The 25165-nt window shown below is 29.9% G+C and carries 21 protein-coding genes, 7 tRNA genes and 1 riboswitch; of the genes, 2 read left to right on the top strand and 26 right to left on the bottom strand.

Annotated features, from left to right (window positions below; genetic code table 11):
- Window positions 1-132: 132 nt before the first annotated feature.
- A complete protein-coding gene (locus DIC82_06535; GenBank protein AWK50690.1) occupies window positions 133-465 on the top strand; it encodes a hypothetical protein in 333 nt (110 codons plus the stop codon).
- Between the two features lie 103 nt (window positions 466-568).
- Here DIC82_06535 and DIC82_06530 read toward each other — a convergent pair.
- The 15 genes from DIC82_06530 to DIC82_06460 all read right to left on the bottom strand — a co-directional run bounded on the left by DIC82_06530 (window position 569) and on the right by DIC82_06460 (window position 13121).
- Window positions 569-1664, bottom strand: a protein-coding gene (locus tag DIC82_06530; GenBank protein AWK50689.1) for a peptide chain release factor 2 whose coding sequence is annotated in 2 segments (ribosomal slippage) — window positions 569-1585 and window positions 1587-1664 — 1095 coding nt in all. Because the reading frame shifts where the segments join, the coding sequence is not laid out codon by codon here.
- Between the two features lie 243 nt (window positions 1665-1907).
- Window positions 1908-4475, bottom strand: a complete 2568-nt coding sequence (locus DIC82_06525; GenBank protein ID AWK50688.1) for a preprotein translocase subunit SecA — start codon at window positions 4473-4475, stop codon at window positions 1908-1910.
- A 353-nt stretch (window positions 4476-4828) separates the two neighbouring features.
- Window positions 4829-5362, bottom strand: a complete 534-nt coding sequence (gene raiA, locus DIC82_06520; GenBank protein AWK50687.1) for a ribosome-associated translation inhibitor RaiA — start codon at window positions 5360-5362, stop codon at window positions 4829-4831.
- A gap of 414 nt (window positions 5363-5776) precedes the next feature.
- Window positions 5777-6433 (bottom strand): amidophosphoribosyltransferase, encoded by a 657-nt coding sequence (locus DIC82_06515; GenBank protein ID AWK50686.1) that lies wholly within the window; start codon window positions 6431-6433, stop codon window positions 5777-5779.
- Window positions 6406-7422 (bottom strand): hypothetical protein, encoded by a 1017-nt coding sequence (locus tag DIC82_06510; GenBank protein AWK50685.1) that lies wholly within the window; start codon window positions 7420-7422, stop codon window positions 6406-6408. The genes DIC82_06515 and DIC82_06510 overlap by 28 nt, the downstream gene beginning before the upstream one ends.
- 162 nt (window positions 7423-7584) lie before the next feature.
- Window positions 7585-9816, bottom strand: a complete 2232-nt coding sequence (locus DIC82_06505) for an ATP-dependent RecD-like DNA helicase (protein ID AWK50684.1) — start codon at window positions 9814-9816, stop codon at window positions 7585-7587.
- Window positions 9817-10065: 249 nt separating this feature from the next.
- Window positions 10066-11241 carry a methionine adenosyltransferase gene (locus tag DIC82_06500; protein AWK50683.1) on the bottom strand — a complete coding sequence of 392 codons (1176 nt, stop codon included), beginning with the start codon at window positions 11239-11241 and terminating at the stop codon, window positions 10066-10068.
- A 223-nt stretch (window positions 11242-11464) separates the two neighbouring features.
- Window positions 11465-11564, bottom strand: a riboswitch (SAM riboswitch).
- A gap of 129 nt (window positions 11565-11693) precedes the next feature.
- Window positions 11694-11777, bottom strand: a tRNA-Tyr gene (locus tag DIC82_06495).
- Between the two features lie 59 nt (window positions 11778-11836).
- Window positions 11837-11911 (bottom strand) — tRNA-Thr (locus DIC82_06490).
- 28 nt (window positions 11912-11939) lie between these two features.
- Window positions 11940-12015 (bottom strand) — tRNA-Val (locus DIC82_06485).
- 10 nt (window positions 12016-12025) lie between these two features.
- Window positions 12026-12109: transfer RNA gene (locus tag DIC82_06480), tRNA-Tyr, on the bottom strand.
- Window positions 12110-12168: 59 nt separating this feature from the next.
- A tRNA-Thr gene (locus tag DIC82_06475) sits at window positions 12169-12243 on the bottom strand.
- Between the two features lie 28 nt (window positions 12244-12271).
- A tRNA-Val gene (locus tag DIC82_06470) sits at window positions 12272-12347 on the bottom strand.
- A 127-nt stretch (window positions 12348-12474) separates the two neighbouring features.
- A tRNA-Tyr gene (locus DIC82_06465) sits at window positions 12475-12558 on the bottom strand.
- Window positions 12559-12716: 158 nt separating this feature from the next.
- Complete coding sequence (locus tag DIC82_06460; protein AWK50682.1) at window positions 12717-13121, bottom strand: hypothetical protein; 405 nt, start codon at window positions 13119-13121, stop codon at window positions 12717-12719.
- 99 nt (window positions 13122-13220) lie between these two features.
- Here DIC82_06460 and yyaC point away from each other — a divergent pair, with 99 nt between their 5' ends.
- Window positions 13221-13757, top strand: coding sequence for a spore protease YyaC (yyaC, locus tag DIC82_06455; GenBank protein ID AWK50681.1), 537 nt, complete (start codon window positions 13221-13223; stop codon window positions 13755-13757).
- A gap of 122 nt (window positions 13758-13879) precedes the next feature.
- Here the strand turns inward: yyaC and DIC82_06450 are convergent, their stop codons facing one another.
- From DIC82_06450 to DIC82_06400, 11 genes are all read right to left on the bottom strand, one after another.
- Window positions 13880-14914: a rod shape-determining protein gene (locus DIC82_06450; protein ID AWK50680.1), complete on the bottom strand. Its 1035-nt coding sequence runs from the start codon at window positions 14912-14914 to the stop codon at window positions 13880-13882.
- Window positions 14915-14993: 79 nt separating this feature from the next.
- Window positions 14994-15248 carry a sporulation transcriptional regulator SpoIIID gene (gene spoIIID / locus DIC82_06445; protein AWK50679.1) on the bottom strand — a complete coding sequence of 85 codons (255 nt, stop codon included), beginning with the start codon at window positions 15246-15248 and terminating at the stop codon, window positions 14994-14996.
- A gap of 282 nt (window positions 15249-15530) precedes the next feature.
- Window positions 15531-16265: a M23 family peptidase gene (locus tag DIC82_06440; protein AWK50678.1), complete on the bottom strand. Its 735-nt coding sequence runs from the start codon at window positions 16263-16265 to the stop codon at window positions 15531-15533.
- 452 nt (window positions 16266-16717) lie between these two features.
- Window positions 16718-17779 (bottom strand): stage II sporulation protein D, encoded by a 1062-nt coding sequence (gene spoIID, locus DIC82_06435; GenBank protein AWK50677.1) that lies wholly within the window; start codon window positions 17777-17779, stop codon window positions 16718-16720.
- Window positions 17780-18091: 312 nt separating this feature from the next.
- A complete protein-coding gene (gene murA, locus DIC82_06430) occupies window positions 18092-19354 on the bottom strand; it encodes a UDP-N-acetylglucosamine 1-carboxyvinyltransferase (GenBank protein AWK50676.1) in 1263 nt (420 codons plus the stop codon).
- Window positions 19355-19527: 173 nt separating this feature from the next.
- Window positions 19528-20178 (bottom strand): hypothetical protein, encoded by a 651-nt coding sequence (locus DIC82_06425; protein AWK50675.1) that lies wholly within the window; start codon window positions 20176-20178, stop codon window positions 19528-19530.
- A 202-nt stretch (window positions 20179-20380) separates the two neighbouring features.
- A complete protein-coding gene (gene atpC / locus DIC82_06420) occupies window positions 20381-20788 on the bottom strand; it encodes an ATP synthase F1 subunit epsilon (GenBank protein ID AWK50674.1) in 408 nt (135 codons plus the stop codon).
- 14 nt (window positions 20789-20802) lie between these two features.
- On the bottom strand, window positions 20803-22194 hold the full coding sequence (atpD, locus tag DIC82_06415) for a F0F1 ATP synthase subunit beta (GenBank protein ID AWK50673.1): 1392 nt from the start codon (window positions 22192-22194) through the stop codon (window positions 20803-20805).
- Window positions 22195-22208: 14 nt separating this feature from the next.
- A complete protein-coding gene (locus tag DIC82_06410) occupies window positions 22209-23060 on the bottom strand; it encodes a F0F1 ATP synthase subunit gamma (protein ID AWK50672.1) in 852 nt (283 codons plus the stop codon).
- 40 nt (window positions 23061-23100) lie between these two features.
- Window positions 23101-24615, bottom strand: a complete 1515-nt coding sequence (locus DIC82_06405) for a F0F1 ATP synthase subunit alpha (GenBank protein ID AWK50671.1) — start codon at window positions 24613-24615, stop codon at window positions 23101-23103.
- A gap of 10 nt (window positions 24616-24625) precedes the next feature.
- Entirely contained in the window at window positions 24626-25165 is a 540-nt protein-coding gene (locus DIC82_06400; protein ID AWK50670.1) for a F0F1 ATP synthase subunit delta, read from the bottom strand.

The raw sequence follows: 25165 nt of genomic DNA, 5'->3' as shown, positions 1-25165 counted from the left end.
ACTCCAACCCTTTATCTGAATTATAAGTACATTTTATTGTAAATAAGTAGACTGTAAGCAATTTTTATATTGCCCTAATAAAAATATGACTGTATAATTATTATGTAAATATTTACCAAAGGATGGTGGCTTATGATTAAAAACATTAGTAAAATATGTTCTTTTTTATTATTATTTTTGCTTTCTCTTCTTACCTTGAATCAATTTCAAATAATGAATTATTCGGATGATTTAAAAAAAATTTTTTATTTTTTGGCGCTGATTTTAATAATGTTTTCTTCTGTTACAACACTATTAACAAATAAATCTGGCTTCTTTAAATTTATTAGTGTAATAATAATATTTGCACTAGTGGCTGGTGGAGTTATTTCAATTCTTAAGCCAGGATTAAATATATCTTTATATGTTTGTGTAGTTCTTACAGTAGTATATTCCTTAGTTGATATGTTTTATAGGGTCGCTTAGCTATTTAAAGCACCTTTTTAACATAAAATTTATCCACAAATATAAAGGACCTCCCTCTGTTTATAAGCAAAGAGAGGCCTTCATACATTGGTTATCTATATTATTACTGCTTTAAATATGCATTTATAAACATATCTATTTCTCCATCCATCACTGCTGTGACATTTGATGTTTCAACATTTGTCCTATGATCCTTAACCATACTATATGGATGAAATACATATGATCTTATCTGACTTCCCCAGCCCATGTCTTTTAACTCTCCAGTTAAGTCCTCAATCTTTTCTTTATGAGCTCTTTCCTTTAATTCAACTAATTTAGATTTAAGCATTTCCATAGCTGTATCTCTATTAGAAAATTGACTTCTTTCATTTTGGCATTGTACAACTACCCCCGTAGGAAGATGAGTAATTCTCACTGCCGAATCGGTTGTATTAACATGTTGTCCTCCAGCACCTCCAGATCTATAGGTATCTATTCTAAGATCATCAGGTTTTATATCTATATCTTGCTCTTTTGTAAGTTCTGGAAGCACTTCCATAGATGCAAAAGAAGTTTGTCTTTTGCCATTAGAATTATATGGTGAAATTCTAACTAATCTATGAATTCCTTTTTCTGCCTTTAGGTATCCATATGCATAATCTCCAGTAACCTTTAAGGTAACACTTTTAATTCCTGCTTCATCTCCTGGAATTAAATCTAAAGTTTCAACCTTATAGCCTTGTTTTTCACACCATCTTGTATACATTCTTAAAAGCATTTCAGTCCAATCATTAGCATCAGTACCACCAACACCAACATGTAAAGTTAAAATAACGTTATTTTTATCATATTCTCCGCATAGAAGTACCTTCATGTTATAATCATCAATTTGAGCTTCTATTGCTCTCATTGTTTGTATTATTTCATTGGCTGATTCTTGATCATCTTCTTCCATCATCTCTTTCAGCACTTCAACATCTTCAATTTGAGATTTTAACTTATCAAAACCTTGAATTTTATCTTTTATGGATTTACTCTTTTTAGTAACTTCTTCTGCTCTTTTAGTATCATCCCAGAATCCCGTCTCTTGCATTTGACATTCCAATTCATGAAGTTCTCGCTCTAAGCCTCCCCTGTCAAAGTGAAGCCCCCATTTCTTCTATAGATTTTTTTATAATCGGAAGCTTTACTAATTCTTTTTCAAGCTCAATAATCATCTATTTTCACCCCTTTTTATCAGTTAACAGTTAACAAGTAACAGTTAACAATTTATGATGAAATCCTTTCTGGATTTCTTTAACTTTAATTTAATTAAATAAAAATTCCGTAGAAATTTAACCATAATTGCTACTTACATTAATAACAACAATTCTCAAAACATCTACGGAATTTATTATAACATATTTATTGTTTTAAAAACTCTGTAGAGTTTTCACCTTAACTGTTCACTGTTAACTGAACTAAGCTTCTCTTCCACAACAATTCTTGAATTTCTTTCCACTACCACATGGGCATAAATCATTTCTTCCATGCTTATCAAGATTTCTAACAGGTCCTACACTTGGACCTCCTGGTCCTGGGTTTGCTCCTAATCCTGGATTTGCTCCTGGTCCTGCTGATGGACTTGAAGTATCAACATGAATTGCAGCAGTTTCTTGTGCAACTCTTACTCTTTCTGGTGCTCTTTCTATTTTAACATGGAATAATAGTTTAACTGTTTCTTCTTTGATTGCTTCAATCATTTCACTAAACATTTCGCTACCTTCCATTTGGTATGCTTGAACTGGATCAATTTGTTTAAATGATTGAAGTCCAATACCTTGCTTTAAATGATCCATATTATCTATATGATTCATCCATTTAGTATCAACAGCTTTTAAAAGAACAACTCTTTCAATTTCTCTTAATCTTTCTGAAGTAAATTCTTCTTCCTTTTGCTCATAGAATTTACATGCAGTTTCATAAAGACTTTGAGTTATTTCTTCATTTGAAAGATTTTCAAGACTAGGCAAATTAACTGAATTTGGTGGTATACATATTTCTTGTAACTGCATCATTAAATGTAGGAATTCTTCTCTATAGTCTTCAGATTCACCTGTAATATGAGTATTAACGCCTTTAGCTATAACTTCTTTTACCATTGATAATACTTCTTCTTTTACATCTTCACCCTCAAGAACTTCTGATCTTTGCTTATAGATAACTCCTCTTTGTATGTTCATTACATCATCATAACCTAACAATTGTTTTCTTATGTCAAAGTTATTACCTTCAACCTTCTTTTGAGCATTTTCTATAGCTTTTGAAACCATTTTACTTTCAATTGCTTCCTCTTCTTGAAGTCCTAACTTCTCAACAATTCCTTGAATCTTTTCTGACCCAAATATTCTCATTAAATCATCTTCTAGTGAAATAAAGAATGTTGATTCACCTGGATCCCCTTGTCTACCAGAACGTCCTCTTAATTGGTTATCTATTCTTCTTGATTCATGTCTTTCAGTACCTATTATCTTAAGACCACCAACTTCAACTACACCTTCACCAAGCTTAATATCCGTACCACGGCCAGCCATATTAGTAGCTATAGTAACCATACCGAACTCTCCAGCATGACTTATAATTTCAGCTTCTTGTTCATGGAACTTTGCATTTAATACTTGATGTGACACTCCACTTTTCTTAAGCAGACTTGAAACAAGTTCTGACTTTTCAACACTTACTGTACCAACTAATACTGGCTGACCTTTTTCATGTACCCTCTTTATTTCTGATACTACAGCCTTAAATTTACCCATTTCAGTACTAAAAACTAAATCCGGATTATCTATTCTAGCTACTGGTCTGTGTGTAGGAATAACAATAACATCCAATCCATAGATTTCTCTAAATTCATTTTCTTCAGTTAATGCTGTACCAGTCATACCTGCCAATTTTTTAAACATTCTGAAGTAATTTTGGAATGTAATAGTTGCTAAAGTCTTGGATTCTCTTGCGATCTTAACGCCTTCTTTTGCTTCTATCGCTTGATGAAGGCCATCTGAGTATCTTCTACCTTCCATAAGTCTTCCTGTAAATTCATCAACAATTATTACTTCTCCATCTTTAACCATATAATCTTTATCTTTTCTCATGGCAAAGTTTGCTTTTAATGCTTGCGTTACGTAATGTTGTAATTCTATATTTTCAGCATCAGCATAATTTTCTATTTTGAATGTTACTTCTGCTTTTCTAACACCCTCATCAGTTAACATTACTGCATTAGCTTTTTCATCTCTTGTAAAATCTTTTTCTACGACTAACTTCTTTGCAAAATAATCTGCAACCTTATAAAATTCAGTAGATTTTTCTCCTTGACCAGAAATTATAAGTGGAGTTCTAGCTTCATCAATTAAAATTGAGTCAACTTCATCTACTATAGCAAAATTTAATCCTCTTTGAACTCTTTCTTGTTTATAAACAACCATGTTATCTCTTAAATAATCAAATCCAAACTCATTATTAGTTCCATAAGTAATATCTGCAGCATAAGCTTCTCTTCTTTGATCGTTATTTAAATCATGAATTATTACTCCTGTAGTCAATCCTAAAAATCCATATAATTGACCCATTTCTTCTGATTGTGTTTTAGCAAGATAGTCATTTACAGTTACAACATGAACCCCATCTTCACTTAATCCATTTAAGTAAGCTGGTAACGTTGCAACAAGAGTCTTACCTTCACCTGTTTTCATTTCTGAAATTCTACCTTGGTGAAGTACCATTCCTCCCATAAGTTGTTCGTCAAAATGTCTCTTGTCGAATACTCTTACTGATGCTTCTCTTACAACAGCAAATGCTTCTGGTAAAATATCTTCTAATGTTTCACCATTACTTAATCTTTCTCTAAATTCAGATGTTTTTGCTTTTAACTCTTCATCTGAAAGTTTTTGTAACCCTTCCTCTAAATCATTTATTTTTTGTATAGTAGGCTTAAGCCTTTTTACTTCTCTTTCACTATATGTTCCAAATACGGCATTTAATAGTCCCATAATGTCATCCTTTCGAAATTCTATATTTCATATTAATTTCTAACACATCGTTTATTGATTCATAATTTATTTTATAAATCACGTATTTTTCAATTATATCATTTTAACTATCTATTTTTCAATAAAACTTACGATTTTTGTATTAAATCCTATATAAAACATTTAAATTTAACTGTTTTTTAATATTTTAATCATAAATTATTAATAATACTTGCCAATTTTGAGATAAAACATACTCTTAACTTACTTTCACTTTAAAATAATACATTTTTCACTTGAGCATATGAAAAAATAACTGTCAGAATATACAAGTTAAACATGCATATTAGACAGTTATTTTTTTTAAATATGTCTTATATAAATTCTGGTTCTAATAAACCATAATCTCCATCTTTTCTTTTATAAATTACATTTACTTTATTGCTATCTGCATCTTGATATACGAAGAAATTATGTCCTAATAAATCCATTTGAAGAATTGCTTCTTCAGAATTCATTGGTTTAACTCCAAATTTCTTTACTCTAACTAATTGACCTTGTTCTTCTTCTGATGGTTTAAGGTCTATAGTATTTATTTCACCGAATCTTAATGATGCTCCATGTCTTCTTGATAATCTAGTTTTTTGCTTTCTAATTTGTCTTTCTAACTTATCTTCTACTAAATCTAATGACTTATACATATCTGATGTTGCTTCTTCTCCTCTTAATATGACTCCATTAAATGGAATAGTAACTTCAATTATGTGTCTATTTTTCTGAACACTCAATGTAGCTCTTGCTTCTATATTTGCTTCAAAATACTTTTCCAATTTACTTATCTTTTTTTGCACTATTTCCTTTAGTGCATCTGTTAATTCCATATTTTTTGCTATAACTGTTACTTTCATAAATTCCAGCCCCTCTCTACATGAAAAAGTTTTATTAAATTTAATATGTTTAAGTTAATATTATTCTATCACTTCTTCACAAATTTAACAAGATAATTATCAGTAAATTCTGATAATTTATCTCAAAAAAAATCTAATCCATAAAATTATAGATTAGAGAAACTTTATACTATTTAGTAGTTCATATAATTAAAGAGTAAAGCTAGTTGACCTGGTTTTTGCCCCCACACTCGCCTGCTGGAGCTTTTGCTAATAGAAATTAATCCCTCACTACTAACCCTCTCAGTACTATACACTGGCAGGACTTACTTCTATACCGCACCATGCTCCCTAGACATTTTATCTAAATTACGTGGATCGTTTCGCCTGCGACTGGCATCGACTTTCAACCACAAACCTAGCTTTACATTAATATTATATATGACTTTTGGCTAAGGTCAATAGTTTTATCTCTTTTACTTCAAATTTTTTTAATAATTTATATGCTTCTTGAAGAGTTGCACCTGTAGTTACCACATCATCTATCAATATAATATTGTAATTTTTTACTTCTATTCCTTTTTTTATTTCGAATGCATCTTTTATATTTTCATATCTCTCATCTCTTTTTAACTTTTTTTGTTCTTTGGTTTCTTTTTGTTTAATCAATACATCTAAAACTTCAATTGATAAATCTCTAGCTATCTTTTTCGCAATATATTCACACTGATTAAAGCCTCTATTTTTTTTAGATTTTTTTGATAAAGGTATATATGTTATTATGTATTCTTTATACTTTAAATTTTTAGTTATATACTCTTCCAAAAATTCTGCTAGTATATCTCCTGCTGTAAAATTATTTTTGTATTTAAGTTTTAGTATTAAATCTTTCAATACTCCGCCATAATATCCATAACTTATTACTTCATCTTGATGTACTTCATTTAAAATTTTAATACTATCTTTGCAAGTATTACATATCCCGAAACAATCATCTTCTTTGCATATAATACAATAATTTTCTCTTGGATATACTACTTCAAGTAACCCTTCCCATAATTTCCTTATAATTTTCGTAATCTTTTTTCCCATACTCTTTTATTGAAATTTCTTGCCATATTTTTTGCCTTATCCATATCTTCTGATATATCATTTGATACTAAAAGTACTTCTGGTAATTTTGAATTTATATTTCTCATTTGACCACATACATATAAAATCTTTTTGTAATTATATCTTTCATTATCAGAAAACATTATTACACTATCGTCAATATAACAATATTCAAGTAACTCCTCTATTTTATTAGTTATTATAAATATTGCCTTATCTTTATATTTTGATACTCTCTCACATCTTTTTATTTCATCACTTTTAGAAACTTTTATTATTTTAACTTCTGAAAGCTTTAATTTATTGGCAAAATAATCATAAACTATATCTAATTTTTCTTTATTTGGTACATAAATAGCTACTTTATGATTATTTTCTTTGAACCATTTTAGATAATCATAAAGAGTGTATGGAATATCTACATTTAAATCTATCCTAGTTGTTAATATCCTAGGCTCTACAAAAGGTTTCTTATAGTTATATGCTGCAAGTTCAAACTTTTCACCAACTAATGCCATTTTCTCTATGCTATATAACAAAACTCTTTCTCCTAAATTTGCACAAATCTCTAATCCATCTCTTACATTGAGACTACTTAAATTTGAAAAATATGTTATATCATCAAAAATTACCATATCATATTGTCCATCAAGTTTTGTTAAATTGTCATGATGTATAAATACTAAATTAGTGGTTGAAACTCCCTTTTCAATATATGAGTGCGTTATGTTTGAATTAAGATCTCTTATTATATTAATTAATTCTCTATTCTCTGCATTTTTTCCCCAAACATATAGTACTTTTCCATTATTTTGAGCAATATAACTTATTATATTCGAAAAAACACAAGGTGTATTAAACGGAACTGTGATTATTGTCAAAAATTTAATATTTTTTTTATACCAATAATCTATTTTATCATATGCATACTTTAAGTCCTCTTGAGTTACTTTGCATACATCTCCCATACCTCCATCTCCTTTCTTTATTATGAAACTCGACTCCTTTTAGTCGCTGAGTAAGTGATTCACACAAAATCATAGATTTTGGTTCTCTACTTATGAAACTCGACTCCTTTTAGTCGCTGAGTAAGTGATTCACGCAAAATCGTAGATTCGGATCTCACTTATCTACTTATCTTCAAACTCATCTTTAGTTATTATATCTCTAATTCTATGCTTTAAAGCTGAATATCGTTCTATACTATTTGTATTATTAATCATATACATTAATGCTTTTTGAAATCCAACAACAACTACCAACTGTTTTGCCCTTGTGATTCCTGTATAAAGTAAATTACGATTCATTAGAAAAGGTGATCCCATAAATACGGGAATAATTACAACTTTAAATTCACTTCCTTGACTTTTGTGGATTGTAGTTGCATATGCAAGATCTAATTCATCTAGAAAATTAAAATCATAAACAATTTTTCTTTCATCATCAAATATAATTGTTAAAGCTTTTTTTTCTTCATCGATACTCTCAATAAAACCTAAATCGCCATTAAAGACTCCAGAACCTTCACTTTCTCCAAACCCATTTACTCTAACCCACTTTAAAGTATAATTATTCTTTGTTTGCATCACTTTGTCTCCTTCTCTAAATAATATATCTCGAGAAGTTTTTTCTTTTTTATCTTTTGATGGTGAATTAAATATTTCTTGAAGTCTAATGTTCAAATTATTAACCCCAAGTATTCCTTTTCTCATAGGAGTTAACACTTGCATATCCTTAAGTATATCCCATGATTTATTAAACTTAGGAAGTCTTCTATTCATTAAATCTATTATTGTGTTTAAAATTTTATCTTGATCATTTTCATTAATAAAGAAGAAGTCCTTGTCTTTTTGATTTAATAATGGCATTTCACCTTCATTAATCCTATGCGCATTTATAACAATTAAACTTTCTGCGCCTTGTCTAAATATTTCTTTTAATCTTACTACTTTTATATATTCGCTCTCTATAAGGTCTTTTAATACGTTTCCTGGCCCAACAGACGGCAATTGATCAACATCCCCAACAATTATAAGTCTCGTGCCTAAATTAATTGCTTTAAGTAGGTTCTGCATTAACATTATATCAATCATAGATGCTTCATCAATTATTATCACATCGCAATCTAATGGTGATGATTCTCCTTTTTCAAATACTGATTCATCCTCTTCTGAAACGCCCATTTCTAGAAGTCTATGTATTGTTTTTGCCTCTCTTCCAGTAGATTCAGTCATTCTTTTAGCTGCTCTCCCAGTTGGAGCTCCTAGTATTACTTTCATGCCATTATTTTCGTAGATATGAATTATAGCCTTTATAATTGTAGTCTTACCCGTTCCCGGACCACCTGTTATTATTTCTATACCATTATTAAATGCCCCAATAATTGCCTCTCTTTGAGATGGCGCAAACTGTATTTTTTGATCCTTTTCAAAAACATCAATTTCAAAATCAACATCTGAATTTATTGTTTGTATTTGCTGTAATCCCAAAGTAATTATTTTACTAGTTACTCCAAGTTCACAATAATAATATTGAAGTAAAAATCCAATTTCAACATCATTTATTTTTTCAATAATTATTTTCTGTTGTGCTGCCATATCATATATATTTTTTTCAATTAATTCCTTAGATATTAATAAGTTTTTTTCACATTCTTCTATTATATTATTTTTAGGCATAAATGTATTTCCTGCAGCACAAAACTGGTTCATTACATACTTAATTGCACTTTGAATTCTAAATTCAGAATTATTTTCAATTCCAATACTCATGGCAATTCTATCTGCTGTTTTAAATCCAATACCTGAAATTTCATCACATAATATATAAGGATTATCTGATACTATTTGTCTTGCATTTGGTCCAAATTTCTTATAAATCTTAACACATTGATTATTAGTCATTCCATGTTTATGAAAATATAAAATTATATCTTTTAATCCTTGTTGTTCTATATAAGACTCATATATAATTTGAAACTTTTTTTCTCCTATACCCTCTATCTCCGTAAGCCTCTCAATGCTATTTTCCATTATATCTAAAGTTTCAGCGCCAAATTTTTCTATTATCTTCTTAGCAGTAACAGGTCCAATTCCATGTATTATTCCTGCACTCAAATATTTTTCTATTCCATCTAATGAATTTGGAAGAAGCTCTTCATACTCTTGAATATTAAATTGATTGCCGAACTGCTTATGTACTGTCCAGTACCCTGTTAATTTTACATTTTGACCTTCCTTCATAAAAGGAACTGTCCCTACAGCACTAACTAACTCTTTTCCATTCCTAATTTTACAAACTACATAACCAGTATCTTCACTTTTAAAAACAATGTTCTCAACAAAACCATTTAGAACTTCCATAGAATCTCTCCAAATCTTTTCTATAATATTTATTTTAAATTTCTAACAATAAAACTTAACTTTTTTAATTTTACTTTTATTTTTTAATTATATCATAATACTCTTTATAATAATCTTAAATTGACTATTGGCTATTGGCTATTATTTTCATATAATTAGTTACTTTATCTTAGGTAATTATAATTATATAAATTCTTAATACTAAAATAAGCTGTCCCAAAATAAATTCGAGACAGCTCATATATCATATTATAAATATTTTTTTATTTCTTGTACTTTGTTTAATTGCTCCCATGGTAAATTAAGATCATTTCTTCCAAAATGTCCATAAGCAGCTGTTTGTTTGTATATTGGTCTTCTTAAGTCAAGATCTCTAATTATAGCTCCTGGTCTCAAATCAAATACCTTTTCTACTATTTGAACAATCTTGTCTTCATCTACTTTTCCTGTTCCAAAAGTTTCTACTTCAATTGAAACTGGCTTTGCAACCCCTATTGCGTATGCTAGTTGAATTTCTAACTTATCTGCAACACCCGCAGCAACTAAATTCTTAGCTACCCATCTTGCAGCATATGCAGCTGATCTATCTACCTTTGTTGGATCTTTTCCTGAGAAGGCTCCACCGCCATGTCTACCATATCCACCATATGTATCAACTATTATCTTTCTTCCTGTTAATCCTGAATCTCCTTGAGGCCCTCCAACAACGAATCTTCCTGTTGGATTTATAAAATATTTAGTTTCACTATCTAATAATTCCGCAGGTACAACAGCTTGAATTACATATTCCTTTAGATCTTCTTGAATTTGTTCTAAAGTAACTTTTTCATCGTGTTGTGTAGATATTACAATAGTATCAATTCTCTTTGGCTTATTATCTTCATATTCAACAGTAACTTGAGTTTTACCATCTGGTCTTAAATAGCTTAATATATTGTTCTTTCTCACTTCTGTAAGCCTTCTAGATAACTTGTGAGCCATAAATATTGGAAGTGGCATAAATTCGTCTGTTTCATTGGTTGCAAAACCAAACATCATACCTTGATCTCCAGCTCCAACTGCTTCAACATCATCTTTTTCACCTTTTCTAGATTCAAAAGCTTCATTTACACCCATAGCAATATCTGCTGATTGCTCATCTATTGCTGTAATAACTGAACAAGTATCACAGTCAAATCCAAACTTCGCTCTATCATATCCAATTTCTCTTACAGTTTCTCTAACTACTTTAGGAATATCAACATAACAATTTGTTGTTATTTCTCCCATTACCATAACCATACCTGTAGTTGTACATGTTTCACAGGCAACTCTAGCAAGTGGATCTGTTGATAAAATAGCATCTAAAATACCATCTGAAATTTGATCACACATCTTATCTGGATGACCTTCTGTAACTGATTCTGAAGTAAATAATCGTTTCATACTTTTTTCTCCCCTCGACTTAACTCTTTATCAATTTTTGATAAATTTATTGTCTCTTATTAAAAGATATATCCTTAATTAAATTCTCTATTATTATAAACTTATACATGTGTTAATAATTTTTTGTAATCTTCACTGTTTGTTCACAGCTTAAATCTGTATAAACTTATAAATAGAAATAAAAAAACCCTTCAATAAGAAGAGCGCGATTTTAATAATCCTTTTCTTATCTCGTAGAAATATATCTACAGGAATTGGCACCTTATATAATACAGGTTGCCGGGTTTCATAGGGCCCTTTCCCTCCACCTCTCTTGATAAGAGTTACATAATTTAATTTTCAAAAATATTTTATCATATGATTTATAATTAGTCAATGTTACAATAAAAATTTTACATTCTTTTTATTCTTTAAATAAATAAAAAAGAATAAACTAAGTTTATTCTTTTTTTTGGTGGAGGAAGATGGATTCGAACCATCGAAACTAACGTAACAGATTTACAGTCTGCCCCCTTTGGCCACTCGGGAACTCCTCCATATTCATTTTTAATTATAATACAAGTTTTTAATTATTTATTTTCTTGCATTATTTTACTGGAGCTGGCAATAGGAATCGAACCTACAACCTGCTGATTACAAGTCAGCTGCTCTACCGTTGAGCCATGCCAGCATATAGATTGTATAATTATCTTTTATAATGGTGGGCACAACAGGGCTCGAACCTGTGACCCCCTGCTTGTAAGGCAGGTGCTCTCCCAGCTGAGCTATGCGCCCATTATAAAATTGGTGGAGGAAGATGGATTCGAACCATCGAAACTAACGTAACAGATTTACAGTCTGCCCCCTTTGGCCACTCGGGAACTCCTCCATATTCATTTTTAATTATAATATAAGTTTTTAATTGTTTATTTTCTTATATTATTTTACTGGAGCTGGCAATAGGAATCGAACCTACAACCTGCTGATTACAAGTCAGCTGCTCTACCGTTGAGCCATGCCAGCATATAGATTGTATAATTAATTTTTATAATGGTGGGCACAACAGGGCTCGAACCTGTGACCCCCTGCTTGTAAGGCAGGTGCTCTCCCAGCTGAGCTATGCGCCCATTATAAAGTGAAACTTTTCAGGTGAAGTTGTACTTTAGCTGAATTTAGTTGAACTTACCTAGGGTCGTGCAGTTCTTAGCTACCATCTACGATAGGAGGTTAGAAATGCTAGACATCAGATAAAATTGGTGGAGGAAGATGGATTCGAACCATCGAAACTAACGTAACAGATTTACAGTCTGCCCCCTTTGGCCACTCGGGAACTCCTCCAAAATTAATTATTTAACTATGTTGATTAATTACCAATCAACAATGATTAGTATATCTGCAAAAAGCTTTTTTTTCAACTCTTACAGCACTCAATCTAATGAATTTAAATCTCTATTACTCTATATTTCTTCATAATACTCTTGTTTAATATAGTAACCTTAATTATTTTTTATTCTTTGATCAATCCTCTCTAATTCTAAAAAAGAAGCGCTTATTTCATGTATTTGTTTATAATCTTCTGTTGTAAGCCTTTTCCTTAAAAGTTTAAAGATATTTACTGTACCTTCTTCATCATTAGAATCTTCATAATAATCTTTTATTTTTCCTAAATCAAATGCAGATAACTTTCCAATTATTTTTTCAAAATCATTTTTATCAGCAGGTGATAATTTTTCTAATGCTTTTTCCTTATCTAACTTATATACCGATTTTGAATAAGATATAGCTGCTTTACTACTCTCTTCTTTATTAACAACTCTATTTTCCGGTTCCCAATAAAATATTAAGTAAATATTTATTATTACTGTAAACACTAAAATTAAATATATTGTAATCTTCTTCATAAATGTCTCCTTTATTAGTATTAATTTCCACAAATTATTTTTTTATACTATATTTCTTATATTCTTCATATATATATTTTATAAAGGAGGTATCTATCCTTGATTAAACCAGATATTAATCTTAATACTATGTTTTCTTATAATCTAACGCTAGAAATCAAAAATTACATTACTAAAGACACTGTAATAGTTTGTATTGGTACTGACAAATGCATTGGGGATTGTCTAGGTCCTTTAGTTGGATCTATATTGACAGAAAATTTTTTTCCACTACCTGTTTATGGAACTTTATCACATCCAATTCATGCTTTAAATATTGATGAACGTTTAGATGAAATATATTCTAACCATCCTAACGCATCTATAATTGGTGTTGATGCTTGTTTGGGTGATGCTGAAGATATTGGAGATATTCGTATACGAGACTATGCAATACGCCCTGGTAAAGGAGTAGGAAAAGAGCTTCCAGAAGTCGGAGTTGCATCAGTTATAGGTATCGTCGATTCAAGTGATAACTCTGAATTCTTTTTTTCACATAGTATAAGACTTTCTTTTATTATGAATATGGCTAAAATTATAGCTAGAGTATTTATTGAATCTTATAATTTAAATCGTGGACAATTTCCTATGGTTTAATCTTTAATACACATTTCCCACAAATATATGTCACATATTCAGTATATTATTTTATTTGATATACCTACTTCTAAAAAATAAATAACAGTCAAAATTAATAATTTTGACTGTTATTTATTTCATTATTCTATGAAAACTATTTGTTGTGAATTCATCTTACTATCTAACTTATCTATATAACTAAGTACTTTACCGGTCCCTTTAGCAACGCATTCAACAGAATCCTCCGCAACAATTGTTACCACTCCTGTTTTAAATTCTATCAGCTTATCTAAGCCATGTATTAGCGCTCCTCCACCGGTCATTACTATTCCTCTTTCTATTATATCTGAAGCTAGTTCAGGTGGTGTTTTTTCCAATACTCTCTTTACTGTTTGAACGATAATTTCTATAGGTTCTCTTATTGCATTTCTTATTTCTTCTGTGGTAATTTCCACTTCATCTGGTAACCCTGTTACAAGATTTCTCCCCTTCATCATACATGTTAGGTTTCTTGAATTTTTAAATGCTGAACCAATATTTATCTTTAAATCTTCAGCTGTTTTCTCACCAATCATTAACTTATATTCATTTCGTACATATTTTATTATAGAATCATCAAATTTATCTCCAGCCACTTTTATTGATTCTCTCACTACTACTCCACCTAATGAAATAACTGCAATATCACAAGTACCACCGCCAATATCTACTACCATGCATCCATTTGGTTTAGTGATATCTAGCCCTGCTCCAATAGCTGCTGCTAAGGGTTCTTCAATTAAATGAACTGTCTTAGCTCCTGAGTTCATAGTTGCGTCAATAACGGCTCTCTTTTCAACTTCTGTAGCTTGAGATGGTACACAAACAATCACTTTAGGGGCTCTAATACTACGTGTCCCACATGCTTTCTTTATCAATTCTTTTAGCATCTTTTGTGTTATATCATAATCCGAAATAACTCCATCTCTCAATGGCCTTACTGCAATTATATTTCCTGGAGTTCTTCCTATCATTTTTCTTGCTTCTTCCCCTATAGCCAACAATTTATTATTACTTTTATTTATAGCTACAACAGAAGGTTCTTTTAATATCACTCCTTTACCTTTCATATAAACTAGTACAGTTGCTGTTCCTAGATCAATTGCAAGGTCTGTTCCTGTTTTCCAAAAACACATTTCTTATTCACTCCTATAATACATATTAATACCTGTATTTACATAATTCTACTAATATTATATTATAGTCTTAATCTTATTAAGATTCAATAATTTTATATTTCATTTGTGTAGCTTTTCCACCTCTAATATGTCGTTCTGCCTTATTTAATTCTAAAATCGAATGAGTTTCTTCTGCAATTTCAGGGTTTATTTTTAGAAGTCTCTCCGTCATATCTTTATGAATTGTGCTTTTACTAACACCAAAAACCTTAGCTGTTTTTCTTATTGTAGACTTTGAATCTATAATATACCTTGCAACATCTAATACCCTTTCTTCAATATAATCTTTCAAAATACCACTTCCTTGACTTTATCTTTTATTAATTTTTACATCATAAATTTAGTTGTTTTTCATTAATCATCCATTCAAATTAAATAAATGATTAATTTTTATTTTTCATAAGATATATGAAAGAAAATAACAAGCCAAATATATAAAGTATATTTTGTATCAACTGAGTGAAAGTATGTTTCCCTCATGGTTGAATATTAGGCAAACATACTGATGCAGTATGATACAAAATAAACTAACATGCTGATTGACTTGTTATCTTTTTTGAATATGCCTAATGTTTTATTTAGACTTTAATGTAAAATACTTTTCAGGATTAACTTGTTCTCCTTTAGCATCAATTACTTGTAAATTTAGAAATTCTCCAAATACTTCTTTGCTAAATACCTTTGCAGTTTCTCCAACTTTTGCAATAACTTGATTTACTTTAACCTTATCGCCTTTTTTTACTAGTACGTTTTCATCAAGATTTCCATATCTTGTTTTTAATCCATTAGCGTGTTTAATTTCTACAACTACGCCTTCTTCAACACCTGAATTTTCTACAACTTCTACTACGCCTTCTGCTGCTGCCTTAACTTCAGTTCCTATTTTGGTTTCTAAATTTACACCTCTAATAGTTCTAAAAATACCCTCTTCCATCTTTACGGGTGTAGGGTAAGTATAATTTCTACTTTCAACACCATCTATAGGATTTGAAAATTTCACTATATTAGTTGTAGATACTGTAGTAGATTGTTCTGTCTTTGCTTTATCAATATTATTTTTACTAGTGTCTGGAACATTTTCTACCCTCTCAGCATTGGGAATCTCATTAATTGTTTTTTCTTCATTGTTAGAATTCAATGCTAAGTCTTTATTTATATCTTCTGCCTTATTAACTTCGTTTTTATTGCTAATCATTTTATAAGAAACAGTTCCAACAGTAACTATTATGCAAAGACAAAGGAATAAAGCGATATAAAATCCCTCCTTCCTAACTAAATTTCCGAATTTTTCTTTTAACTTTTTGTCCAATATGAACACCTCCTATTGTTATAATTCCCCTTTTATGAAAATTAATACATAAATATAATTTTTTTATTGCATATTTTTTTTAATCTAAATTAATAATTTTTATTTAAATATTATTAATTTAAAGTATCTCCTCTTTTAAATTTTCTAAACAAAGAAATAGAAGCAATATCTATTTTTAGTTATCTAAAAACAGGTATTGCCTCTATTTACTTCCCCTATTGATTGATTATTTACAATTGATATTAAAATTACTCATTTTCTTTATGTTAAAAGTTCATGGTTGCATTCTCACCTTTTTTAAGGTGAAATGATTGTGGTTGTGCTGACGCACCTTTTCTAAGGTGATATGATCGTGGTTGCGCTTCGCGCTTTTTTCTAAGGTGATATGATCGTGGTTGTGCTGACGCACTTTTTTTAAGGTGAAATGTTCTTGGTTGCGCTTCGCGCTTTTATTAATGTGTATATTTTATTTCTTGAATTTCAACCCCACTATAGTAATGCTTAAGAATTTCTTCATATGTTGACCCATTTTTAGCCATTACATTTGCTCCCCATTGGCTCATTCCAACACCATGACCATATCCCTTACAATTTATCTTTATTATGTCTTTCTCAAAATCTAATTTAAAATTTGTTGAATTTAAATTGAATAATGTTCTAAATTCTGTTCCTCTTATACTCTCATTTCCTACTTTAATTTCTTTTACACTTCCAGATTCAGTATAACCTTCAATTTTAATTAATGATTCTATATTACTTTTCTTTATATTGGCATTTTTATATTTCGCATTAATCTTATCTACAAATTCATTTATAGGAATTTCTACAGTTGTTTTATATTTAGGTGCAATTTCCTCACCTTTACTTTCTTCTGATTTTAAGTATGGTACATCCATTGAGAATACATCCTTTGCATCTTCAGTTCTACCTGAGCTAGTCGCAAAAAATTGTGGATATTCTAATAATGAATCTTCGTAAGTAAGAACTTGACCTTTTGTATCTAAAACCGCCTTTTGTATTTTATTCCAATTACTTCCTGCTTGACTACTACTCCATTTAGCTATTCTCTCATCCTTACTCATATATACTTGACAATCAGTAGTATCACAAATTTCAGCACCTTTATTTTTTGCATCCTTATCCGGATTATTCCTTTTATTCATATAAAATGTCCTTGCAGCTATTGCTTGAGCTTTTAAAGCTTCTTCATTAAAGTTTGCTGGAACTTCACTTGCTACCACTCCCATAATATATTCTTCTAAATCTAGTTCCTCTACACTATCTTCTTCTTTATGATAAAGCTTAACTCTACCATTAACTGGAAATACAATTTCTGAACTCTTAACTATATTTTCATTATTCAGCTTAAATATATCAACACTTTCTTTACTTACTGTTAAAAAAATCAATGGTAATGTTATTAATATAGTAAAAATAATTAAAGTCATAATAATAATTATTTTTATACTACTATTAATTTTTATATTTGTAGTTTTTATATTAATTATTTTCATTTTCGCCTCCTAAAACATGCACTATAAAGTATATGTTTTAGTTTTATTATTATGATAATTATGTTAACTCAAAAACCACATATTAAAGTTTTATTATGCTTAGAAATAGAATTTCAATGCATAACACACCGCCAACAAATAAGATCAGCTCATCACACTGGCAAATGTAATGAGCTGTATTTCCTATTGTTTTGGCTTTAAACTTTTTTGTAATCTTATTTCCTAATTATACATTAACTTAAAATATATGCCTAAATAAATTTGGTAAATTTAATCTAAGCTGATTAGTTTAGATTAATATCATTTTATATTCTACCTATTTACTCTATAAATTTCTGCTCCTAGATTTCTAAATTTATCTTCAATATTAACATAGCCTCTATCAATATGATAAATGTCACTTATTTCAGTTTCACCTTCTGCTACCAATCCGCTTAGTATCATTGCTGCTCCAGCTCTTAAGTCTGTTGCCTTAACTTCGCATCCTGTAAGCTTTGATACACCTTCAATTATAGCAGTTCTACCATCAATTTTTATATTAGCACCCATTCTATTTAGTTCAGCAACATGCATAAATCTATTTTCAAAAACTGTTTCTGTAATAACACTAACTCCCTCTATTACAGATAATAAGCTCATCATTTGAGCTTGCATATCAGTTGGAAATCCTGGATATGGGAGTGTCTTTATATCTAATGGTTTTTTAGACTTTCTTCCATCTACAATTACAGAATCATTCTTATAATCACTGAAAATAATTCCACATTCTTTTAATTTTTCTATTATAGGTCTTAAATGTTCTTCATTTACTCCATTAATCTTTATTTTACTATTTGTAATTGCTGCTGCTATCATAAATGTTCCAGCCTCTATCCTATCGTATATAGGAGTATAGTTTATTCCTTTTAAGTTCTTTACTCCATCTATTGTTATTTTCCCAAGTCCTGCTCCATGTATCTTAGCACCCATCTTATTTAAAAATCGTGCTAAATCCCAAATTTCTGGTTCTTCAGCTGCATTTTCTATTATTGTTGTACCCTCAGCAAAAACTGATGCCATCATAATATTTTCTGTTGCACCAACTGAAGGAAAGTCTAAGTATATTCTACTTCCAATCATCTTTTTTGCTTTTACTTCTACAAAACCATGACCCATTATAACGTCGGCTCCAAGTAACTTAAATCCTTTAAGATGTAAATCTATTGGCCTACTACCTATGTTACATCCACCTGGCAATGATAATTTACAATAACCAAATCGAGCAAGCATAGGTCCCATAATTAAAAATGATGCTCTCATTTTTCGCATAAGTTCTGCGTTCGCATCCATTTCTACTATATTTTTTGTATCTATAGTCAATTTATTATTTAATTTTGAAATATCAACATCACAGTTTAATTCACTTAATAACTTACATATAACCTCAACATCTTCCAATCTAGGTGCATTATCTATAACTATAGGTTCTGGACACAATATAGTTGCTGCGATTATAGGTAAAATTGAATTTTTTGCACAGCTTATATCAACTTCACCTTTAAGTTCTTTTACACCCTTAACTATTATTTTCTCCATATTATCCTCCATATTGAATTGTTAGGCATCTGAAAAATAACCATCCAAATATGTAATACTTATTTTATATCAGACAGGTAAATGAATTTTACTTCTAACAAACTATTAGCAAAATTTACTCAAGAGTATAATATAAAATAATCTATTACTGTTAGATTTTTTTTGAAGATGCTTTAGTATGTTGCAAATATTATTGGCGTACCAATTATTATATGCGAACCAGTATTATACCTAGTAAGTGCAAAATTAATTCTTTCTCCATTACTTAAATATCCTGTTCCTGTATAACCATTGTTTATTTTTAATAAATTTGTTTTTTGTATATTGTTTTCATTTATTAATTTATCTATAGAATAATTATTATCTAGCTCTTTTTCTTTGCCTTCATAATAAAAAAAGTATTTTGTATTTTCTGATTCTTGATTTTCTAATTTTCGTAGTATATTCTTTATATCTACTGTTGTGTATTTCGCATTTTTATTTATTAATGTGATTTCGACATAAGTATATTTATCTTCATACCACATTTTTATATTAGTATAAAAATTATTATTAAATATTTCAAATTGACTTTTATTGATTTCTCTGTGGCTTCCTTTTATATTATTATTCAAATTTTCTTTTATCCTAGCGCTTTCTTTTTCAATATTATTTTTTGTTTTATATTGAAGCTTTGCACCATTTTCTTGAAATTCACTTATATTTGTTATATTTGTTTCTAAAACACTAAATGAATTTTTAGTGTTGCTTCTTTCATTAGAAATAGCACCCATATTTAAAAAAGATAATAATACAAAAATTAATATACTGATTTTTATATTCATAGTAATACCCCCTACTTTATCTTTTTTAATTATGACCATCTCTTTCAGTTCTTATTCTCTTTATATCGAAGTATATATATATAATATAAATTTATTAAAATTTTGTGATAGATTGTCAACATATAGAATAAAAATAGTGAAAAAATTAAAGTGTACCTCTTTATATAGATTTTCTATATAAAGAGGTACACTTTAAATTATTTTATTTATTAGATTTTTTTAATATTAATCTTTGTTTAGCTCTAAGGAATGCTGATTCTGCTCTATCTTTATTAAACTTGCCAGCTTCCTCGAGTCTTTTCTTTGCCCTTGTCATTGCTTCTTCTGCTCTTTTTTCATCAATATCTGATTCAAATTCAGCTGCATCACTACATATTGTCATTTCATTTTCAGTAATATGCACTATTGATGTTGAAATAAATAATTCATCTTCAATTCCTTTAGAATCTTTATATTTCGCAATACAAGGTATAGTACTTGATATCATATTTTCATGGTTTGCTAATACTTCGAAGTCTCCATCTACACTTTTTAAAAATACTTTTTCAACTTCGCCATTATAAACCTCATGATCTGGTGTAATAATTTTTAGTAAAAAGGTACTAGCCATTATTGCTCATCCCCTTATCCTAAGCTTTTTGCTTTTTCTATAACATCATCTATAGATCCTGCAAATAAGAATGCTGATTCTGGTAAATTATCATATTTACCTTCAAGAATTTCTTTAAATCCTCTTATTGTTTCTTTTACTGTAACGTATTTTCCTTTCATTCCAGTAAATTGTTCAGCAACTGTAAATGATTGAGATAAGAATCTTTGTATTCTTCTTGCTCTAGCTACAACAGCCTTATCATCATCACCTAGTTCATCAACACCTAAGATTGCTATAATATCTTGTAATTCCTTATATTTTTGAAGAACGTGCTTAACATCTGATGCCACTTTATAATGTTCTTCTCCAACTATTCTTGGATCTAATATTCTTGATGTAGATTCTAATGGATCTACTGCAGGATATATACCAAGTTCAGCTATGCTTCTAGATAAAACTGTTGTCGCATCTAGATGTGAGAATGTTGTTGCTGGTGCTGGATCTGTTAAGTCATCAGCTGGAACATATACAGCTTGAACTGATGTAATAGATCCATTAACTGTTGATGTAATTCTTTCTTGAAGCGCTCCCATTTCAGTAGCTAATGTTGGTTGGTATCCAACTGCTGAAGGTGTTCTTCCAAGCAATGCTGAAACTTCAGAACCTGCTTGAGTATATCTAAATATGTTATCTATAAATAATAACACATCTTGACCTTTATCTCTAAAGTATTCTGCCATAGTTAACCCAGTTAATGCAACTCTCATTCTGGCACCTGGTGGTTCATTCATTTGTCCAAATACCAATGCAGTTTTACTGATAACTCCTGATTCCATCATTTCATGATATAAATCATTACCTTCTCTTGATCTTTCACCAACTCCAGTAAATACTGATAATCCACCATGTTCTTTAGCTATATTATTTATTAATTCTTGGATTAAAACTGTTTTACCAACTCCAGCTCCTCCAAATAGACCTATCTTACCACCTTTTTGATATGGTGCAAGTAAGTCTACAACCTTAATTCCTGTTTCAAACATCTCTGGCTCAACAGTTTGATCTTTAAAACTAGGAGCTGGTCTGTGAATTGGATATTTTTCCTTTACATCAACTGCTCCACAATTATCAATAGCCTCACCTAAAACATTGAATAATCTTCCTAATACTTCTTGACCTACTGGAACAGAAATAGGATTTCCTGTATCAACAGCATCCATTCCTCTTTTTAATCCTTCTGTAGCTGACATAGCGATTGTTCTAACGATATCGTCTCCAACATGTTGCTCAACTTCAGCTACTAACTCATGTTCTCCCATCTTAATACTAATTGCATTATATAGATTTGGAAGAGAATCTGAATCAAACTTTATATCTATTACTGGTCCAATTACTTGAACTACCTTTCCTATCTTTCCAGGCATAAGATACCTCCTTACTATTTTTGAGCTGCTGCTCCTCCAACAATTTCACTTATTTCTTGTGTAATAGCACCTTGTCTGATTCTATTAAATTTAAGTTTTAAATCAGACAATAAATCATTTGCATTTTTTGTAGCTCCATCCATAGCTGTCATTCTTGAACTTTGCTCGCTACATTTAGAACTTAATAAAATACCTCTGATTTTTCCCTTTAGATAAATATTAAGAGCATCTTCTAATACCAATTCTAAACTTGGCTCAATAAGATTTTTCTTTACTTTACCTTCAAATTTCTCGATAGGTAAAATCTTATCTACTTTTGTTATTTGTTTAACTGGTGAAATAAAATCAGAATACACAATATTTACTTCTGAAACTTCTCCATCGATATACATTTGAAGTGCTTTATCAAATATGACTTTTGCTTCTCTTACTGTTGGTAAATCTGAAATATCAACATATTCTCCTACCGTATCCAGTTGAGCTCTTCTAACATAACCAATTCCTCTATTTCCAACTACAATAATTTTTGTACTACTTTTTTTATTTCCAATTAAAGTTTGTAAGTAAGATACTACATTACCATTAAACCCACCACATAATCCTGAATCTGATGTCATTACTACATATAATTTATTTTCACTCTTATTCCCATCAAAATAAATATTAGCACCATCTTCAGAAGCAGTTGTTGCAAGATTTCTTACTATTGGTTCAGTTGATTCAATAAATTTATTGTTTACCAATAATTCTTTTCTAGATTTTCTAAGCTTTGAAGTGGCAACAAGCCCCATGGCATTTGTAATTTTCTTTGTATTTTCTACTGACTTAATTCTTTTTTTAATTTCAAGAAGTCCAGCTGCACCCATGATTTCCACCTCCTAAAGAAGGGCATAGCTCAAATTTAAGCTATGCTTCTTGTAAAAATACCTTTTTGAATTCAACTATTGCTTCCTCTAACTTAGATTTTAGTTCATCAGTTAAAGTTTTTCCTGTAATAATTGATTTTTCAATTTCTCTATAGTGAGTATCCAAATATTCTAAAAATTCTTTTTCGAATCTTTTTATATCGCTAACCTTAATGTCTGATAAGAAATCATTAACTGCAGCATATAATATTGCAATTTGTTTTCCAACTTCCAACGGGCTATATTGATCTTGCTTTAATATTTCAACTAATCTTTTACCTTTTTGAAGTCTTCTGCTAGAATCGTTATCTAAATCAGATCCAAATTGAGAAAAAGCTTCTAGTTCTCTGTATTGTGCAAGTTCTAGTCTTAATGTACCACTAACTTGTTTCATTGCTTTAATTTGTGCATTACCACCAACTCTTGATACTGATATACCTGCATTTACAGCTGGTCTTTGTCCTGAAAAGAATAAATCAGCTTCTAGGAATATTTGTCCATCTGTAATTGATATAACATTTGTTGGTATATAAGCTGTAACATCTCCAGCTTGTGTTTCTATAATAGGAAGAGCTGTTAATGATCCACTACCTAATTCTTTAGATAATTTAGCTGCTCTTTCAAGCAATCTTGAATGAATATAGAAAACATCTCCTGGATAAGCTTCTCTACCTGGTGGTCTCTTAAGCAATAATGACATTGCTCTGTAAGCTACTGCGTGTTTAGAAAGATCATCGTATACAATTAATACGTCCTTTCCTTTATGCATAAAATATTCGCCTATACTACATCCTGCATATGGAGCAAGATATTGTAATGGTGCAGATTCTGATGCTGTAGCACTTACTACGATACTATAATCCATAGCTCCCATTTCAGTGAAAATATTCACTATATTAGCAACTGTAGATTGTTTTTGACCTATAGCTACATATATACATATAACATCTTTACCTTTTTGGTTTAGGATAGTATCTATACCTATTGCTGTTTTACCAGTTTGTCTATCTCCTATTATAAGTTCTCTTTGACCTCTACCAATTGGAATCATTGAGTCAATTGCCTTAATTCCTGTTTGTAATGGTTCATTAACAGAACTTCTATCTATTATACTAGGAGCATGAACTTCAATTGGTCTAGTTTCAGTTGTAACTATTGGTCCTTTTCCGTCTATAGGAAGTCCTAATGCATTAACAACTCTACCTAGCATTTGATCTCCAACTGGAACTTCAACTACTTTACCTGTTCCTTTAACGATATCGCCTTCTTTTATTCCTTTATCGTCTCCTAAAATAACGCATCCAACGTTATCTTGTTCAAGGTTTAAAACCATTCCGTATACTTCATTAGGGAATTCCAACAATTCCCCTTCCATACAATTATCTAATCCATAAACTCTTGAAACACCATCACCAATTGTGATTATTGTACCAGAATCTACTGTTTGAATTTGCTTTTCATATTTTTCTATTTCTCTTTTAATAATAGAAGTTATTTCTTCTGGTTTAATATTCATGGATTCACCTCTATTCCTTCTTAAGCATTAAAGCTTTCATTTCTTCTATCTTTGATTTAATAGTATCATCAATAATATCATTTCCAACACTTACATAAACTCCACCTAAAATACTTTTATCTATTTCTGTATCGAATATAATCGTCTTATCATACTTCTCTTCAAAGATAACTTTCATCTTTTCTAGTTCTTCTGGTAAAAGTGGTATAGCAGTTTTAACTATACCCCTTATTATATTTCTTCTTTCTAAATCAATATTTTCCATTTGATTTAGTTTTTCTCTTAAATAAAGTATCCTGTTCTTCTCAATTAATATAATCATGAAAGAAAGTAATTGTTCATCAATTTTATCCTTAAATAAATCAGTAAAAAGTTGTTTCTTTTTTGTTGTATTAATTTGTGGATGCTTAATTACTTCATGAAAATCTTGATTATTATCAATTAAATCGCATATTTCTCTTAAGTCTCTTAAATATTCATCAACTTTGCCTTTTTTTTCAGCAACTTCATAAATAGCTAAGGCATATCGCCTGTCTAAATATTCATACAT

The sequence above is a fragment of the Clostridium beijerinckii genome (assembly GCA_003129525.1).
In the GTDB taxonomy this organism is placed as follows: Bacteria; Bacillota; Clostridia; order Clostridiales; family Clostridiaceae; genus Clostridium; species Clostridium beijerinckii_D.
The sequence above is the reverse complement of the archived record's forward strand: the minus strand, read 5'-3'. Positions and strand labels throughout refer to the sequence as shown.